Origin of the sequence: Enterobacter sp. EC_64 (assembly GCF_019584165.1) — a bacterium.
Taxonomy (GTDB): domain Bacteria; phylum Pseudomonadota; class Gammaproteobacteria; order Enterobacterales; family Enterobacteriaceae; genus Enterobacter; species Enterobacter roggenkampii.
The window spans coordinates 138,188-153,763 of sequence record NZ_VDAS01000008.1; the positions used below are offsets into that span (position 1 = coordinate 138,188).

General features: G+C 62.4%; 16 protein-coding genes. 8 read left to right on the plus strand and 8 right to left on the minus strand.

Translation table 11 applies throughout. The features are described 5' to 3' along the window. The first annotated feature begins 47 nt into the window (after positions 1–47). From FHC52_RS08745 to FHC52_RS08760, 4 genes are all read left to right on the plus strand, one after another. Complete coding sequence (locus tag FHC52_RS08745; RefSeq protein WP_220420029.1) at positions 48–1,136, plus strand: oxidoreductase; 1,089 nt, start codon at positions 48–50, stop codon at positions 1,134–1,136. Between the two features lie 57 nt (positions 1,137–1,193). Next, positions 1,194–1,937, plus strand: a complete 744-nt coding sequence (locus tag FHC52_RS08750; RefSeq protein ID WP_039024444.1) for an SDR family NAD(P)-dependent oxidoreductase — start codon at positions 1,194–1,196, stop codon at positions 1,935–1,937. A gap of 183 nt (positions 1,938–2,120) precedes the next feature. Continuing rightward, on the plus strand, positions 2,121–2,417 hold the full coding sequence (locus FHC52_RS08755; RefSeq protein WP_023326881.1) for a type II toxin-antitoxin system RelE/ParE family toxin: 297 nt from the start codon (positions 2,121–2,123) through the stop codon (positions 2,415–2,417). Beyond that, complete coding sequence (locus FHC52_RS08760) at positions 2,398–2,802, plus strand: helix-turn-helix domain-containing protein (RefSeq protein ID WP_008500997.1); 405 nt, start codon at positions 2,398–2,400, stop codon at positions 2,800–2,802. The genes FHC52_RS08755 and FHC52_RS08760 overlap by 20 nt, the downstream gene beginning before the upstream one ends. Here FHC52_RS08760 and FHC52_RS08765 read toward each other — a convergent pair. From FHC52_RS08765 to entC, 7 genes are all read right to left on the minus strand, one after another. Beyond that, a complete protein-coding gene (locus FHC52_RS08765; RefSeq protein ID WP_006809671.1) occupies positions 2,799–2,996 on the minus strand; it encodes a YbdD/YjiX family protein in 198 nt (65 codons plus the stop codon). The two genes, FHC52_RS08760 and FHC52_RS08765, sit on opposite strands and share 4 nt — an antisense overlap. Positions 2,997–3,055: 59 nt before the next feature. Next, positions 3,056–5,161, minus strand: coding sequence for a pyruvate/proton symporter CstA (gene cstA / locus FHC52_RS08770; RefSeq protein WP_045335465.1), 2,106 nt, complete (start codon positions 5,159–5,161; stop codon positions 3,056–3,058). A gap of 145 nt (positions 5,162–5,306) precedes the next feature. Further along, positions 5,307–5,720, minus strand: a complete 414-nt coding sequence (entH, locus tag FHC52_RS08775; RefSeq protein ID WP_008500995.1) for a proofreading thioesterase EntH — start codon at positions 5,718–5,720, stop codon at positions 5,307–5,309. After that, positions 5,721–6,473 carry a 2,3-dihydro-2,3-dihydroxybenzoate dehydrogenase EntA gene (entA, locus tag FHC52_RS08780; RefSeq protein ID WP_055322158.1) on the minus strand — a complete coding sequence of 251 codons (753 nt, stop codon included), beginning with the start codon at positions 6,471–6,473 and terminating at the stop codon, positions 5,721–5,723. Then, on the minus strand, positions 6,473–7,327 hold the full coding sequence (locus tag FHC52_RS08785) for an isochorismatase (protein ID WP_023293058.1): 855 nt from the start codon (positions 7,325–7,327) through the stop codon (positions 6,473–6,475). The genes entA and FHC52_RS08785 overlap by 1 nt, the downstream gene beginning before the upstream one ends. Positions 7,328–7,337: 10 nt before the next feature. Next, positions 7,338–8,948, minus strand: a complete 1,611-nt coding sequence (entE, locus tag FHC52_RS08790; protein ID WP_126288532.1) for a (2,3-dihydroxybenzoyl)adenylate synthase EntE — start codon at positions 8,946–8,948, stop codon at positions 7,338–7,340. Between the two features lie 9 nt (positions 8,949–8,957). Beyond that, positions 8,958–10,133 (minus strand): isochorismate synthase EntC, encoded by a 1,176-nt coding sequence (entC, locus tag FHC52_RS08795; protein ID WP_047748663.1) that lies wholly within the window; start codon positions 10,131–10,133, stop codon positions 8,958–8,960. Between the two features lie 188 nt (positions 10,134–10,321). Between entC and fepB the strand changes: the two genes are divergently transcribed. Beyond that, positions 10,322–11,281 carry a Fe2+-enterobactin ABC transporter substrate-binding protein gene (fepB, locus tag FHC52_RS08800; protein ID WP_128299254.1) on the plus strand — a complete coding sequence of 320 codons (960 nt, stop codon included), beginning with the start codon at positions 10,322–10,324 and terminating at the stop codon, positions 11,279–11,281. 83 nt (positions 11,282–11,364) lie between these two features. On the opposite strand, the gene entS is transcribed toward fepB, so the two are convergent. Further along, positions 11,365–12,600: an enterobactin transporter EntS gene (entS, locus tag FHC52_RS08805; RefSeq protein WP_039265929.1), complete on the minus strand. Its 1,236-nt coding sequence runs from the start codon at positions 12,598–12,600 to the stop codon at positions 11,365–11,367. Between the two features lie 108 nt (positions 12,601–12,708). Between entS and fepD the strand changes: the two genes are divergently transcribed. From fepD to fepC, 3 genes are read left to right on the plus strand one after another with little or no spacing between them, the layout of a single operon-like run. Next, positions 12,709–13,713 (plus strand): Fe(3+)-siderophore ABC transporter permease, encoded by a 1,005-nt coding sequence (gene fepD / locus FHC52_RS08810; protein WP_126288536.1) that lies wholly within the window; start codon positions 12,709–12,711, stop codon positions 13,711–13,713. After that, positions 13,710–14,702: an iron-enterobactin ABC transporter permease gene (fepG, locus tag FHC52_RS08815; protein ID WP_126288538.1), complete on the plus strand. Its 993-nt coding sequence runs from the start codon at positions 13,710–13,712 to the stop codon at positions 14,700–14,702. The genes fepD and fepG overlap by 4 nt, the downstream gene beginning before the upstream one ends. Then, a complete protein-coding gene (fepC, locus tag FHC52_RS08820) occupies positions 14,699–15,493 on the plus strand; it encodes an iron-enterobactin ABC transporter ATP-binding protein (RefSeq protein WP_063453221.1) in 795 nt (264 codons plus the stop codon). Before fepG ends, fepC begins: the two co-directional genes overlap by 4 nt. Positions 15,494–15,576 lie beyond the last annotated feature (83 nt).

Below are 15,576 nucleotides of genomic sequence, written 5' to 3' on the forward strand. Positions count from 1 at the left end.
GTCCAGACATAACATCGGGTTAGCGCTTGCTAAAAAAGGACAACACCATGAGCAACACCGATATCCGCGTCGTGCCTGGCCCGGCGAACTACTTCTCTCACCCCGGAAGCCTTGCGCAGCTGGATAATTTCTTTACCCCGGAACAGCTTTCCCGCGCGGTGTGGATCTACGGCGAGCGTGCCATCGAAGGCGCGCGCCCTTTCCTGCCGGAGAGCTTTAACGCGCCGGGGGCGAAGCACCTGCTGTTTAAGGGCCACTGCAGCGAGCGCGACGTCACTCATCTGGTGAATGAATCCGGCAGCGACGCCAGCGTGGTCATTGGCGTCGGCGGCGGTGCGGTGATGGATACGGTGAAAGCCGTGGCGCGTCGTTTAGGCGTTCCGTTCGTGGGCATCCCCACCATTGCCGCCACCTGCGCGGCGTGGACCCCGCTCTCCGTCTGGTACAACGATGCCGGTCAGGCGCTGCATTTTGAGATCTTCGACGACGCCAACTTCCTGGTGCTGGTGGAGCCGCAGATCGTCCTTAACGCCCCAGCGGAATATCTGCTGGCAGGCATCGGCGATACGCTGGCGAAGTGGTACGAAGCGGTGGTGTTGGCACCTGAGCCGGAGAACCTGCCGCTGACCGTGCGGCTCGGCATCAACGGCGCGCTGGCGATCCGCGACGTGCTGCTGACGCGCAGCGAAGAGGCGCTGGCCGACCAGCAGCGCGGTGACCAGACGCAGGCGTTCCGGGACGTGGTGGATGCGATTATTGCCGGTGGCGGGATGGTCGGCGGTCTGGGCGAACGCTATACCCGCGTGGCGGCAGCACATGCGGTACACAACGGCTTAACCGTGCTTCCGCAGACGGAAAAATATCTGCACGGCACCAAGGTAGCCTACGGGATTCTGGTGCAGAGCGCCCTGCTCGGTCAGGACGATGTGCTGGCGCAACTGGTGACGGCGTACCGGCGTTTTAACCTGCCGACCACGCTTCGCGCGCTGGACGTTGACATCAATAACCGGGAAGCGCTGGATAAGGTCATTGCCCACACCCTGCGCCCGGTGGAGTCGATTCACTCTCTGCCGGTGACGTTAACGCCCGACGTTCTGCGCGCCGCGTTTGAGAAGGTGGAATCCTTCAGCCGTTAATCGCGCCGACAGGCTATACCTAATGATGATTCTCACCACTCTCGTCACGAGGTCATCATGCAGATCGATTTAACAGGTAAAAAGGCGCTGGTTACCGGCGCCAGCCGTGGATTGGGTCGGGCTATCGCGCTGTCGCTGGCACGCGCCGGTGCCGATGTGGTTATTACGTATGAAAAATCCGCCGATAAAGCCCAGGCCGTCGCCGATGAAATTAAGGCGCTTGGGCGGCACGGCGAAGCGATTCAGGCCGACAGCGCCAGCGCGCAGGCGATTCAGGATGCCGTTACCCATGCAGCGCGTGCCCTTGGCGGGCTGGATATTCTGGTCAACAACGCGGGTATCGCGCGCGGCGGCCCGCTGGAGTCCATGACCCTGGCGGACATCGACGCGCTGATCAACGTCAACATTCGCGGCGTGGTGATCGCCATTCAGGAAGCGCTGGTGCACATGTCCGACGGCGGGCGCATCATCAACATCGGCAGCTGTCTGGCGAACCGCGTGGCGATGCCGGGCATTGCCGTTTACTCGATGACCAAGTCTGCCCTTAACTCCCTCACCCGCGGCCTGGCGCGCGATCTGGGCCCGCGCGGCATTACCGTTAACCTGGTGCATCCCGGCCCCACCAACAGCGATATGAACCCGGAAGACGGCGAACAGGCGGAAGCCCAGCGCCAGATGATCGCGGTCGGCCACTACGGCCAGCCGGAAGACATCGCGGCGGCGGTCACCTTCCTTGCCAGCCCGGCCGCCGGGCAGATCTCCGGCACAGGGCTGGATGTCGACGGCGGGTTGAACGCCTGATCGCACCTTTTCTGCAAGCCTCTGTCGCCCGGCAGAGGCCTTGTCGAGCCGCCTCGATGTTTCGCTTTTTACCGCTTACTTCCGTTTTATGTCCGCTCTACAGTACCCCATAAGAAATTCGGAATTTATCTAATAGTCTTATTATTTCCTTATAATTTGTGTGGGCGTACAGTGGAGGTACGGATGAAGATTGTCTGGTCTAATGGTGCAAAAAAGGCTTTTTCCAGAATTGACGAGCGGTATCAACGCCGCATTGAGGTAAAGCTTGCCGAACTGGATGACCGCTCGGCACCCCGGCCCGATATCAAAAAAATATCGGCGACAGAAAATCATTTCCGGCTTCGCGTTGGCGATTACCGCATCATCTATACGCTTCGGGACGATCCCGATAACCATTGTTATGTTTTAGCCGTCAAGCGCAGAACTTCAACGACTTACCTGCATGAGGAGAAAGCCACCTATGGCTGTTCAGCTAATTAAGGACGATAACGGTAAAACGCAGTATGTGGTTATTCCTTATCACGAATACTTCCGCATGTGCTCACAGATGGCAGAGATCGACGACGAAACCGATGACGATCTGGAGGATATTGAGGTCGAACACGATAGTCTGGATGACGTGGAATTGCCCGGAGACGTGTGCAGCATCATGACCTGGCAGAACGTCAGCCTGCAGGCCGCGTGGCGTATCCTGCGCGGGCTATCCCAGCAGGAGGTGGCGGAGAAACTCGGCATCAGCCAGTCCGCCGTGTCACAGCTGGAAGCGCTGGACTCCCGTCCGCAAAAGCGCACCCGCGAAAAGCTGGCGGCGATCTACGGCTGTAAGCAGGAGCAGATCAGCCTCTATCTCCCGAAAGAGGGTTAACAGCACTTCGCCCCGCCCTTGCCACCGTAGCGGGCGTCCTGGCGGTCGCGGAAAAATTCTTCGTAGGTCATGGGCGTCTGGTCTGGATGGTTGACGCGCATATGCTCGACGTAGTTGTCGTAGTCCGGCACGCCAATCATCATTTTGGCGGCCTGTCCCAGGTACTTACCGGCTTTGGAAAGGGTGTCGAACATAGTTCTGATCTCACAGGGAATGTAGGCCGGGTAAGCGCTAGCGCCACCCGGCACACGGGTTAATGCGCCCCTTTGGCCTGGGTCACAATCTCTTCCAGGTTTTCAGGCATTGGCTCATACGGCGTCTCTTTCGCCGTTGGCGCGTCGACTTTCAATGCTGCCAGCGCGGTCCTGAGAGAATACAACGCCAGCACCACGACCACCACCATAAAGAAGATGGTCAGCCCGGCGTCCAGACGGTTGTTAAACACCAGCTGCGACAGCTGCGATTCGGTGTACTGTGCCGGGATCTTGCCGCTGTCGATCATCGCCTGGAACTTGTTGGCGATCGCCAGGAAGCCCACCTTGTTATCCGGGCTGAAGGCCTTCTGCCAGCCCGCCGTCAGGGTACAGACCAGCAGCCACGCGGTCGGCACCAGCGCCACCCACGCGTAGCGCTGGCGCTTCATCTTGAACAGCACCACCGCGCAGAGCATCAGCGCCATGCCCGCCAGCATCTGGTTGGCGATACCGAACAGCGGCCACAGGGTGTTAATCCCGCCCAGCGGATCGACCACGCCCTGATGCAGGAAATAGCCCCACGCCAGCACGCACAGCGCCGTAGCCAGCAGGTTAGCCGGGAGCGAATCGGTCCGCTTCAGGTTCGGGGAGATGACGCCCAGCAGATCCTGCAGCATAAAGCGCGCCGCACGGGTTCCCGCATCCACCGCCGTCAGGATAAACAGCGCTTCAAACAGAATGGCGAAGTGATACCAGAACGAGACATCCATCAGCCCGCCCAGCGCGCCGTGAAGAATATACGCCATGCCAACCGCCAGCGTCGGCGCCCCGCCCGCGCGGGAGATAATGGACTGCTCGCCCACTTCGCTGGCGATGCTCGTCAACGTTTCAGGCGTAATCGCAAAGCCCCAGCCGCTCACCACCTGCGCGGCGGAAGCGACCACGTCAACGGTGCCCGCCGGAGCCAGGACCGCCATCGGGCTGTTCATCGCGAAATACACGCCCGGGTCGATAATACAGGCGGATACCAGCGCCATAATCGCCACGAAGGACTCCATCAGCATGCCGCCGTAGCCAATCAGGCAGGCCTGATTTTCATTCGCCAGCATCTTCGGCGTCGTCCCGGAGGCGATCAGCGCGTGGAAGCCCGACACCGCCCCGCAGGCGATGGTAATAAACAGGAACGGGAACAGATTGCCGGTCCAGACCGGGCCGGTACCGTCGATAAATTTGGTTAACGCCGGCATGGTCAGGGTCGGGCGCATAATCAGAATACCGATTGCCAGCCCGACAATCGTGCCGATTTTCAGGAAGGTAGAGAGGTAGTCACGCGGAGCCAGCAGCAGCCATACCGGCAGCACCGCCGCCACAAAGCCGTAGCCCACCAGCATCCAGGTCAGCTGCACGCCGGTAAAGTCGAAGAACGGCGCCCAGGTCGGGCTTTCCGCCACCCAGCCGCCGGAGATAATCGCGAACACCAGGAATACCAGGCCAATCACCGACACTTCACCAATGCGGCCCGGACGCAGGTAGCGGATGTAGATCCCCATGAACAGCGCCAGCGGAATGGTAAAGGCAACGGTGTACGTTCCCCACGGGCTGTGGGTCAGCGCTTTCACCACAATCATCGCCAGCACCGCGAGGATGATCACCATGATCATAAAGGTCGCCACCAGCGCAATCACTCCGGCGGTCGCCCCCATCTCCTCTTTCACCAGCTCACCCAGCGAACGTCCGTCGCGGCGGGTAGAGACGAACAGCACCATAAAGTCCTGCACCGCCCCCGCCAGCACCACGCCCGCGAGGATCCAGATCATCCCCGGCAGGTAGCCCATTTGCGCCGCCAGCACCGGCCCCACCAGCGGGCCTGCCCCGGCAATCGCCGCAAAATGGTGACCGAACAGCACTTTCTTGTCGGTCGGCACATAGTCCAGACCGTCGTTATGGCGGACGGCAGGCGTCATGCGCGTTGCATCAACGCCCAGGACGTTCTTGGCGATATAGCGGCCATAAAAACGATAGGCGATCAGGTAAACGCAGACCGAGGCAACGACGATCCAGAGCGCGTTGATCTGCTCCCCCCGGTTGAGGGCGATATAGCCCAGGGCAAAAGCTCCCACAACGGAGAGCCCTGCCCATGTAAGGTATTTCCCTGAGTTGTTCATAGTTGTTGTCCGTTGTCGTGAAACAGTGAGATGTTACATTTTGTTTCTAGAACAACCGGAAAAATTTAACAACTTTGAAACGCAATAATGCGTGGTCAAACCAGAGATTTACACCACAGTGTTAAGCCGATCACTTTGATCTGAGTTAGCCCAGCACCATCGTACTTAACCGGCAGGTACAGCACCGCCGCCCCTGCTCGTCGAAGACCCCAATCTCCCAGCTCTGGCTCGAACGCCCAAGATGCAGCGGCTGACACACGCCGCGAACCTTGCCGTGGGATACCGCCCGATGATGCGTGGCGTTCAGCTCCGTGCCCACCACGCTCTGCCCGTCGCGGGTCATCAGAAATCCGGCCATTGAGCCGAGCGTTTCCGCCAGCGCCGCCGACGCCCCGCCGTGCAGCAGGCCAAACGGCTGATGGGTACGCGCATCCACCGGCATCTCCGCTTCCAGCGCGTCGTCCCCGAGGCGGGTATAGACGATGCCCAGGTTCGCCACCAGGGTATTCACGCTGGTGGCGTTCAGCTCCTCAAGCGATAAATGACGTTTCCAGATCATTTACGCCCCCAGCGTGGAGCCGCCGTCCACCACGATATCCTGCAGGGTGATGTGGCTGGCGGCATCGGAGGCAAGGAACAGCACGGTCGCAGCTATCTCCTGCGGGCGGGCGATTTTGCCCAGCGGAATGCCGAGCTTGAACTGCTCGCCAAAGCCGCGAATACGCTGCTGTTCCGCGTCGTCGCTGGTCCACAGGGTGCGCTGCATGTCGGTGTCCGTTGAGCCCGGCGACACCAGGTTACAGCGCACGCCGCAGCTCGCCAGCTCCAGCCCGACGGTCAGGGCCAGGCTTTTCAGCGCCGCTTTCGACGCACCGTAGGCGCTCATGCCGATGCGCGGCGCGTGCGCCGCGTCGGACGCCACGGTGACTATCGCCCCGCCCTGCTGACGGCGGAACTGGCCCATCGTCTGCTGGAACAGGTTGAACGCACCGCCGACGTTGACCGCGAAGGTCTGCTGCCAGTCCTCCTGCGAGAGCTGGTCCGTCGCCCCCATGCGCAGAATGCCCGCCGCGTTGACCAGCACGTCAAGGCGGTCGAGCGATGCCAGCACGCGCCCGCACACCTCCTGCACCTGCCCGGCATCCGCCACGTCCAGCGTTTCGGTGGCAAACGGATAGTCATTCTGCGGGAAGGCCAAATCGAACCCGGTCACCTGCGCGCCGGCTTCGGCAAACGCCAGTGCGGTCGCGTAGCCAATCCCCTTCCCCGCGCCCGTGACCCAGACGGTTTTGCCGGTGAAATCAAACACCATCACTTCACCTCGCGGGAGAGCAGCGCCCACCAGGCGTCGAGTGTGGGATTTTTGGCCAGCATCACGAAATCGATATCGCCGTGTACTTTGCGCCAGCGGGCGGCCAGCGCCATCATGCGCACTGAATCCAGGCCGTAGTCGATCAGGTTTTCGTCATCCATCGGCTCGTCGGACTCGTCCAGCAGCGGCAGGATCAGCGCGCGCAGCGCGGCTTTCGTTGCAGGAACGGACGGCAGCAGCTCGTCGGTCATCACCACGCGGCCAGAACGTCCTGCCACGTATTTCAGCGACATCAGGTGCTCGTCGCGGGTGAAGTCCGCCAGCGCGTCGGCAATAAAGAACGGCTTGATGTCGCGCATAAAGGCGTCGGTGGCGGTGGTCATGCAGCCGATGTGGGCATACACGCCGGTAATCAGCAGCTGGTTGCGCCCCGTTTCTTTCAGCATCTGCTCCAGCGGCGAGCGGTGAAACGCGCTGTAGCGCCACTTCACCAGCACGGTGTCCGCTTCGTCCGGCGTCAGTTCAGCCACGATGCGCTGCTGCTCCGGCGAGCGGGTCAGGCCCGGCCCCCACATGTCGTTCAGGAGGGCGCGGTCTTCATCGCTCTGCTCTTTCGGCTGCGCGGTGTAGTACACCGGGATATTGTGTTCTTTGCAGTACGCGCGCAGTCTGGCGATGTTCGCGACTACCTGCTGCATCATGTCGCTATTTTCGCCCCAGAAGTTCAGGAAATACTCCTGCATATCGTGGATCAGCAGCGCCGCGCGCTCGGGCTCAAACGCCCAGTTCACCTTGCTGGTCGGCAGCTCTGCGGCGGTCGGCAGCGCGTAAGCGGTTAATTTTGGAATGGCCATACTCTGTTCCTCAGCCCCGGGCGCGTTCAGCAAGCCACAGGCGCAACTGTTTCTTATCAACTTTGCCGACCGGCGTCAGCGGGAGCGCATCCACGCTCTCCACGCGGTCCGGCAGCTTAAATTCGGCAACGCCCTGCTCGCGCAGGAAGCGGCGCACCTCCACCGCGCGCAGGGGATGTTTCACCACCAGATACGCGCAGCTCTTCTCGCCCAGCAGGCTGTCCTCCATGCTCACCAGTGCGGCGTGGATCACCGCTTCGTGGCGCAGCAGCAGGTTTTCGATCTCTTCGGCGGCAATCTTTTCGCCACCGCGGTTGATCTGATCTTTCTCGCGCCCCTGCACGGTGATGTAGCCCTGCTCGTCAATGGCGATCAGATCCCCGGAGCAGTAAAAGCCGTCGGCGTCGAAGGCGCTGGCGTTGTGTTCCGGGCTGTTGAAATAGCCGCGGAAGGTGTACGGGCCGCGCGTCATCAGGCGTCCGACCTCCCCACGCGGCAGCGGATTGCCGTGCTCGTCCGCCACCCACACTTCGTCGTCCGGGCACATCGGGCGGCCCTGGGTGTTGATGATGCGTTCCGGGGCGTCGTCGAGCGCGGTGTAGTTCACCAGCCCTTCCGCCATGCCGAACACCTGCTGCAGCTGGCAGCCAATTTCCGCCGGAATGCGCGCCGCGAGCGTGGCGGAAAGGCGCGCGCCGCCCACCTGCAGCAGCTTCAGTGATTTAAGCTGCGCGCTGTCCGCCCCGTCGGCAATCGCCTGCAGCCAGAGGCTGACGGCAGGCGGCACCAGCGAGGTGACGTTAATCTGATGCTGTTCAATCAGCGGGAAGCAGAGCGTGGCGCTCGGATCGTTCGCCAGCACCACGCAGCCGCCCGCGGTAAAGACGCCTAACGACCCCGGCGAGCTCATGGCGTAGTTGTGCGCCGCAGGGAGCGCGTTCAGGTAACGCGTTTCGGCGGTAATGCCGCAGATCTCGTTGCTGCGACGAATGCTGTAGTCATAGTCGTTGTGCGTTCGCGGGATCAGCTTCGGCGTGCCGGTGCTGCCGCCGGAGAGCTGGAAAAACGCCACCTCGTCGGCGGGCGTCGGGTTGGCAATAAAATTGTCCGCCGGGCGGGTAATCGCCGCCTCCAGCGCATGCTCGCCCCCGTCACCGCGAAGCAGGACGACGCGTACCGAACGGTGTTCACCCACGAAAGCGTTGAGGAAGTCATCGCCCGCAAACAGCGCGTGGTCGCGATCGGCGATCAGCACGGCGGGTTTGATCTGCGCCGCGTAGGCGTTGAGTTCGCTGCGCTGATGGCTAAAGAGCGCGTTCACCGGCGCGACGCCGATTTGCAGCAGCGCGAAGAAGGTCATGTAGAACTCGGCCACGTTGCCAAGCTGCACCAGCGCCGTCTCGCCGCGCTGCAATCCTCGCGCCTGAAGGGCTGAGGCCAGGTTGTTTACGGCCTGATTCAGCGCGCGGTAGGTAATGTGGCGATCGCCATCGATAATCGCCACCGCATCGCTGTCCGCCCGATCCGTCAGGATGTGGGTCAACGGCAGATCCTGCCAGTAGCCTTTTTCACGGTAGCGGCGGGCAAAATCCTCAGGCCAGCGGGTAAAGGGAATGGTCATGAGTCTTCCTTAGTGCAAACCAAAAACGTTAAGCATGGTGGAGAGCTTTACGCCCGTCTCGCGCCACTCGCCCACCGGGGAGGACGCAGGCACAATGCCCGCACCGGCAAACAGGCGAACGGTATTTTCGCGAAGACGCGCGCAGCGGATGGTCACCACCCACTCGCCGTTGCCTTCGCTGTCGCACCAGCCAACGATGCCGCCGAACAGCTCGCGGTCGAACGGCTCCAGCTCGGCAATCAGCTCTTTCGCCGCCTGATGCGGGAAGCCGCTCAGCGCCGGAGTCGGGTGCAGCAGGCAGGCCAGGGTCAGGGCGTTCTCGTTTTCACGCGCCTCGCCTTCAACCGGCGTTGCCAGATGCCACAGCGTCGGCGTGGTAATCAACTGAGGAGAATCAGGCATGCTGAGATGGTGGCTGCGCGGTGCCAGAATGGCCTTCATCGCCTGGGTGACCAGGTCGTGCTCGTGACGGTCCTTTTCGGAGGCCAGCAGCTTGTTGCCCGCCTCGCGATCCAGCACGTCGTCAGGCTGACGGCGCGCGGAGCCCGCCAGCGGCAGCGAGCTAAAGTGCGCTCCCTCTTTGCGCAGCAGCAGCTCCGGGCTGGCGCCCAGCAGCACCCCGCCGTCTTCCAGCGGCACGTGGAAGTTGAAGCTCGCCGGGTTCTGGGCGATCAGGCGCTCCATCAGAGCGCCGCTGTCCAGGCGTTTGTCGGTCGCGATATCAATCAGGCGCGACAGGACCACCTTGTTCACCTGCGGCGTGGCGGTCAGCGACGCGGCGCGAGCGACCATCTCTTCGAAGACGGGCTGCGGCGGGATCTCGGTGCGTTGTGCCACCTTCAGGGCCTGCGCGCCGGAAAAATAGCGTGCGGACTGCTGACGTGCGGGACGGGAAAAGGTCTCCCAGCGTTGCGGAATAAACAGCGACGAGGGCTTGCGGGTGTCGAACGGGATCGCCCCCACCATCACCGGGTGAGCAATACCGCTGGCTTTTGCCGTGCGGAAGGCCTGGGCTAATTTTTGCTGGAAGCGACCCGCCGGATCGTCACCGCCGACGGCGGGTTCACTGAAGCGGGAAAAGCAGCCGGACGTGGTAAAGCTGCGGTAAGGCGACATAAAGAAAAAACGGTCTGATTCCAGCGTGGTTGCGGCATGCTGAACTTCCTCAGCCAGGGACGTATCCATATCATCCTCCTCAAAATGATAAAAGAAGCAATAATGATTATCATTTATATTTTCGTCGGCTAACCTAATCCCACATCGCTTCGCTGTCAACCGTCGGGCAAATAACTTGTGCGACAAAAGCTTGCATCCCGTTGCGGCAAATATGAAAATGAGAAGCATTATCTCCAACAAAAACAGGATCCCGCGCTGTGAAATTCCCTGCCGTTTTCCGTAATCCCCTGCTTTTATTATCACTTTTTGTTTTAGGACTTACCTCAGCCACTGCCGCCGACTGGCCCCGTCAGGTGACCGACAGCCGCGGCGTTCACACGCTTGAGAGCAAACCGACGCGCATTGTCTCCACCAGCGTGACCTTAACCGGCTCCCTGCTGGCCATTGACGCACCGGTCGTCGCCAGCGGCGCGACCACGCCGAACAACCGCGTGGCGGATGGACAGGGTTTCCTGCGCCAGTGGGGCGATATCGCGAAGCAGCGCAAGGTTGCACGGCTGTATATCGGCGAGCCGAGCGCTGAAGCGGTGGCCGCGCAAATGCCGGACCTGATTTTGATCAGCGCCACCGGCGGGGATTCCGCGCTGGCGCTGTACGATCAGCTTTCCGCCATTGCGCCGACGCTTATCATCAACTACGACGACAAGAGCTGGCAGGCGCTGCTGACCCTGCTGGGCGAGATCACCGGACACGAAAAGCAGGCCGCAGAGCGCATTGCCGCGTTTGATAAACAGCTCGCGCAGGTGAAACAGCAGATGACGCTGCCGCCGCAGCCGGTGAACGCCATCGTCTACACCGCCGCCGCGCATTCCGCCAACCTGTGGACCGCCGAATCGGCGCAGGGCAAACTGCTGCACCAGCTGGGCTTTACGCTGGCGGACCTGCCTGCCGGGTTGCAGACCTCAACAAGCCAGGGCAAGCGCCACGACATTATCCAGCTGGGCGGTGAAAACCTGGCGACGGGGCTGAACGGCGAAGGGCTGTTTGTGTTTGCCGGCGACGAGAAAGACGTGGCGGCGATTTACGCTAACCCGCTGCTGGCGCACCTGCCGTCGGTGAAAAACAAGCGCGTGTGGGCGTTGGGAACCGAGACGTTCCGCCTGGATTATTACAGCGCGATGTTGGTGTTGCAGCGTTTAGAGGCAATTTTCGGGTAATGCCTGCGCCCGGTGGCGCTTTGCTTACCGGGCCTACGGGTGCAAAATGTAGGCCGGGTAAGGCGCAGCCGCCACCCGGCAAATCACACAGGGGCACTCTCCTGCCTGAACCGGCGCAATTCCACCAGCGCCACCAATAAGATCACACCAACCATTGCTAACACAAACCCGCTGCTGCTCGCCGACGCCGCCGGGGTCATTATTGCCCCCAGCCCGCCGAGGATCGCCGCGCCAATGGCATCGCCCGTGACGTTTTGCGCGGTCCACAGGCCGTTAATGCGCCCGAGCATTCCTTCCGGCGTCTGGGTCTGGATCAGGGTGTACTGCAGCAGCGAGCTGATGGCGCTCAGCCAGCCGAAGATCACCAGACACATCACCCCCAGCGCCCAGACCGGCATCAGGCTGAAGAAGCCAATGGCGATAAACGAGGCCAGCGTGGCAAGCAGCATAATCAACCCCGGCCGCGCGCTCTGTGCCAGGTTGCCGCTGGTCAGCGCCCCGCACGCCGCGCCGAGCGGAATGGCGGCGTAGAGAATGCCTATTTCCGAGGCGCTCATCTGCCACTCGCCCGCCAGCGCCGGGTACAGCACGCGCACGGCGCTCGCCATCGTCAGCAGGCCGCCGAGCAGCGCAATCCCGCCAATCAGCGGGTTGCTGAACAGGAAACGAATCGCGGCCATCAGAGACTTCAGCGGATGCTCGCGCGGCTGCGGCGGGGGTGGCAGCAGCGGCAGGCGCAGCAGCGTCAGCGTGGTGATAAACGTCCCCGCCGCGGCCAGGCCGTAGTTCCACGCCACGTTGCCGGTTGCCAGCAGCAGGCCGCCGACCATCGGCGAAATCACCGAGCCGAGGCGCACGGTGAGCATGGTGATCGCCCCCGCCTGCATCAGATTTTCTCGCCCGACCAGCGCGGGCGTCGCCGCCAGCAGCGCCGTCACGCCTAAGGAGGCAAAGAAACCGTCCCACAGCCCGAGGGCATAAATGGCCATCAGCGACGGCTCAGGGAGCATGGCGTTCAGACACAGCCCGATAAAGCCCACGCCGCAGGTGCCGCGCGCCAGCAGGATCAGCTTTTTACGCTCGTAGCGGTCCGCCAGCACGCCGCCGACCATCAGACCGATAAACATCGCCCCGCCGGTTAACGTTACCGATAACCCCACCAGCCAGCTGGAGTGGGTCATCGTCTGGATCTGGACCGGTACGGCCACGCCGAGCAGGCCGAGGGATAAAATGGAGATAAAGCGGGCGATAAACACGGCGCGATACGCCGGGTGCGTTTTAAGCAGGCTGAGGTTGAGCAGCCAGGATTTTTGATTCATGACAAAGCCTTGAGTGTAATTCTACCCATTCCATGGGCGCACATGCTAACATAGCCAAATAAGATAGATAACGATAATCACTATCATTATCAAATCATGGATGTTGCTATGTCGTTTTCCTCATCTTCGGTGCGCGCCGTTGCCGTGCCCGTTTTATTGCTGCTGTTGAGCCTCGCGATTGCACTCAGCCTGCTGGTCGGCGCGAAGCCGCTTCCCGCGTCCGTCATCGTTGATGCGCTTACTGGCACCTGCCAAAGCGCTGACTGCACTATCGTGCTCGACGCTCGCCTGCCCCGCACCCTTGCTGGACTGCTGGCCGGCGGCGCGCTCGGCCTTGCCGGTGCCCTGATGCAAACCCTCACCCGCAACCCGCTGGCGGACCCCGGCATTCTAGGCGTGAACGCCGGCGCCAGCTTTGCCATCGTGCTGGGCGCGGCGCTGTTCGGCTTCACCTCTCCGTCTGAGCAGCTGGTAATGGCCTTCTGCGGCGCGCTGGCCGCCTCGCTGGTGGTCGCGTTTACCGGCAGCCAGGGCGGCGGTCAGCTGAGCCCGGTGCGCCTGACGCTGGCGGGCGTGGCGCTTGCCGCGGTGCTGGAAGGCTTGTCCAACGGCATCGCCCTGCTCAACCCGGACGTTTACGACCAGCTGCGCTTCTGGCAGGCCGGTTCGCTGGATATCCGCACTCTTGAAACGCTGAAAGTGGTGGCGATCCCGGTGATGATTGCCGCCGCCGTAGCGCTGTCGTTAAGCCGGGCGCTGAACAGCCTGAGCCTCGGCAGCGACACCGCCACCGCGCTCGGCAACCGCGTCGCGCGCACGCAGCTGATTGGCCTGCTGGCCATCACCGTGCTGTGCGGCAGCGCGACCGCCGTGGTCGGGCCAATCGCCTTTATCGGCCTGATGATGCCGCACATGGCGCGCTGGCTGGTGGGGGCGGATCACCGCTGGTCTCTGCCGGTCACGCTGCTGGCGACGCCTGCCCTGCTGCTGTTTGCCGACGTGCTGGGCCGCCTGCTGGTGCCGGGTGAACTGCGCGTCTCGGTGGTCAGCGCCTTTATCGGCGCGCCGGTGCTGATTTTCCTGGTGCGCCGTAAACGCGGAGGTGGCGCATGAGGGCCCCGTCCGGGCGTTTAGTCACCAGCGTCTCCCTGCTGGTCGTCGCCAGTCTGCTGCTGGCGGTCTGGAGCCTGCAAAGCGGTGCCGTAACGCTTGATTTCGCGCAGGTCTTTCACGCTCTCACCGGCAGCGCGCCGCGTAACATCACCATGGTGGTCACCGAATGGCGACTGCCGCGCGTGGCGATGGCAATCCTGGTCGGCGCGGCGCTCGGCGTCAGCGGCGCGATATTCCAGTCGTTGATGCGCAACCCGCTCGGCAGCCCGGACGTGATGGGCCTCAATACCGGGGCCTGGAGCGGCGTGCTGGTGGCGATGGTGCTGTTCGGCCAGCACCTGACGGCCATTACCTTCACGGCGATGGCGGGCGGCATTCTGACGTCGCTGGTTATCTGGCTGCTGGCCTGGCGCAACGGTATCGACACCTTCCGGCTGATCATTATCGGTATCGGCATCCGTGCGATGCTGATGGCCTTTAACACCTGGCTGCTGCTGCAGGCCTCGCTGGAAACGGCGCTTTCCGCCGGGCTGTGGTACGCAGGTTCTCTCAACGGCCTGACGTGGGGCAAAACCTGGCCCGCCGCGCCGCTGATTGTGCTGATGTTTATCGGCGCGCTGCTGCTGGTGCGACGCATGCGGCTGCTGGAGATGGGCGACGACAGCGCCTGCGCGCTGGGCGTGAGCGTCGAACGCTCGCGCCTGATGCTGATGCTGGTGGCGGTATTGCTGACCGCCGCCTCCACCGCCATCGCTGGGCCGATCTCGTTTATCGCCCTTGTCGCGCCGCATATCGCACGACGTCTAAGCGGGACGGCGCGCTGGGGATTAACTCAGGCGGCGCTGTGCGGCGCGCTGTTACTGCTGGCCGCCGATCTCTGCGCCCAGCGGCTGTTTATGCCTTACCAGCTTCCGGTGGGAGTGGTGACCGTCAGCCTCGGCGGGATTTACCTTATCGTCTTGCTCGTTCAGGAGTCACGCAAGAAATGACAGATTCAATCACCCGCTTGCGCGGCGAACATCTCACCCTCGGCTACGGCAAAAAAATCGTTGCCCGTGACTTATCCGTTGCCATTCCGGACGGCCACTTCACGGCGATTATCGGCCCGAACGGCTGCGGCAAATCGACCCTGCTGCGCACGCTGAGCCGCCTGATGACGCCGGTGGAGGGCAGTGTCTTACTGGACGGGGAGCAGATCCAGCGTTTCGCCAGCAAAGAAGTGGCCAGGCGCATCGGGCTGCTGGCGCAAAACGCCACCACGCCGGGGGACATCACGGTGCAGGAGCTGGTCTCGCGCGGGCGCTACCCGCACCAGCCGCTGTTTACCCGCTGGCGTAAAGAGGACGACGAGGCGGTCAGCCGCGCGATGCAGGCGACGGGCATCACCGATCTCGCCCAGCAGAGCGTGGACACCCTTTCCGGCGGCCAGCGTCAGCGGGCGTGGATCGCGATGGTGCTGGCGCAGGAAACGTCGATCATGCTGCTGGACGAGCCGACAACCTGGCTGGACATCAGCCACCAGATTGATCTGCTGGAGCTGCTGAGCGAGCTGAACCGCACGCAGGGCTATACTCTGGCGGCGGTGCTGCACGATTTAAACCAGGCGTGCCGTTACGCCACGCACCTGATTGCCTTGCGCGACGGGGAGATTGTGGCGCAGGGTGCGCCGAAAGAGATTGTCACACCGGAGCTGATCGCGCGGATCTACGGTATGCGCTGCATGATTATTGACGATCCGGTGGCGGGAACGCCGCTGGTGGTGCCGTTAGGTCGGCGGTAATTGCCGGGTGGCGGCTACGCCTTACCCGGCCTACACTCGGCTTCCGTAGGCCGGGTAAGGCGTAGCCGCCACCCGGCGCTTTT

What these genes read in the sequence shown, in the direction of transcription:
- FHC52_RS08745 (WP_220420029.1), top strand. Translation starts at nt 48, where the DNA reads ATGAGCAACACCGATATCCGCGTCGTGCCTGGCCCGGCGAACTACTTC.
- FHC52_RS08785 (WP_023293058.1), bottom strand. Translation starts at nt 7,327, where the DNA reads ATGGCCATTCCAAAATTAACCGCTTACGCGCTGCCGACCGCCGCAGAG.
- FHC52_RS08765 (WP_006809671.1), bottom strand. Translation starts at nt 2,996, where the DNA reads ATGTTCGACACCCTTTCCAAAGCCGGTAAGTACCTGGGACAGGCCGCC.
- FHC52_RS08755 (WP_023326881.1), top strand. Translation starts at nt 2,121, where the DNA reads ATGAAGATTGTCTGGTCTAATGGTGCAAAAAAGGCTTTTTCCAGAATT.
- FHC52_RS08760 (WP_008500997.1), top strand. Translation starts at nt 2,398, where the DNA reads ATGGCTGTTCAGCTAATTAAGGACGATAACGGTAAAACGCAGTATGTG.
- FHC52_RS08750 (WP_039024444.1), top strand. Translation starts at nt 1,194, where the DNA reads ATGCAGATCGATTTAACAGGTAAAAAGGCGCTGGTTACCGGCGCCAGC.
- cstA (WP_045335465.1), bottom strand. Translation starts at nt 5,161, where the DNA reads ATGAACAACTCAGGGAAATACCTTACATGGGCAGGGCTCTCCGTTGTG.
- fepD (WP_126288536.1), top strand. Translation starts at nt 12,709, where the DNA reads ATGTCGTTTTCCTCATCTTCGGTGCGCGCCGTTGCCGTGCCCGTTTTA.
- fepC (WP_063453221.1), top strand. Translation starts at nt 14,699, where the DNA reads ATGACAGATTCAATCACCCGCTTGCGCGGCGAACATCTCACCCTCGGC.
- fepG (WP_126288538.1), top strand. Translation starts at nt 13,710, where the DNA reads ATGAGGGCCCCGTCCGGGCGTTTAGTCACCAGCGTCTCCCTGCTGGTC.
- entE (WP_126288532.1), bottom strand. Translation starts at nt 8,948, where the DNA reads ATGACCATTCCCTTTACCCGCTGGCCTGAGGATTTTGCCCGCCGCTAC.
- entC (WP_047748663.1), bottom strand. Translation starts at nt 10,133, where the DNA reads ATGGATACGTCCCTGGCTGAGGAAGTTCAGCATGCCGCAACCACGCTG.
- entA (WP_055322158.1), bottom strand. Translation starts at nt 6,473, where the DNA reads ATGGTGTTTGATTTCACCGGCAAAACCGTCTGGGTCACGGGCGCGGGG.
- entS (WP_039265929.1), bottom strand. Translation starts at nt 12,600, where the DNA reads ATGAATCAAAAATCCTGGCTGCTCAACCTCAGCCTGCTTAAAACGCAC.
- entH (WP_008500995.1), bottom strand. Translation starts at nt 5,720, where the DNA reads ATGATCTGGAAACGTCATTTATCGCTTGAGGAGCTGAACGCCACCAGC.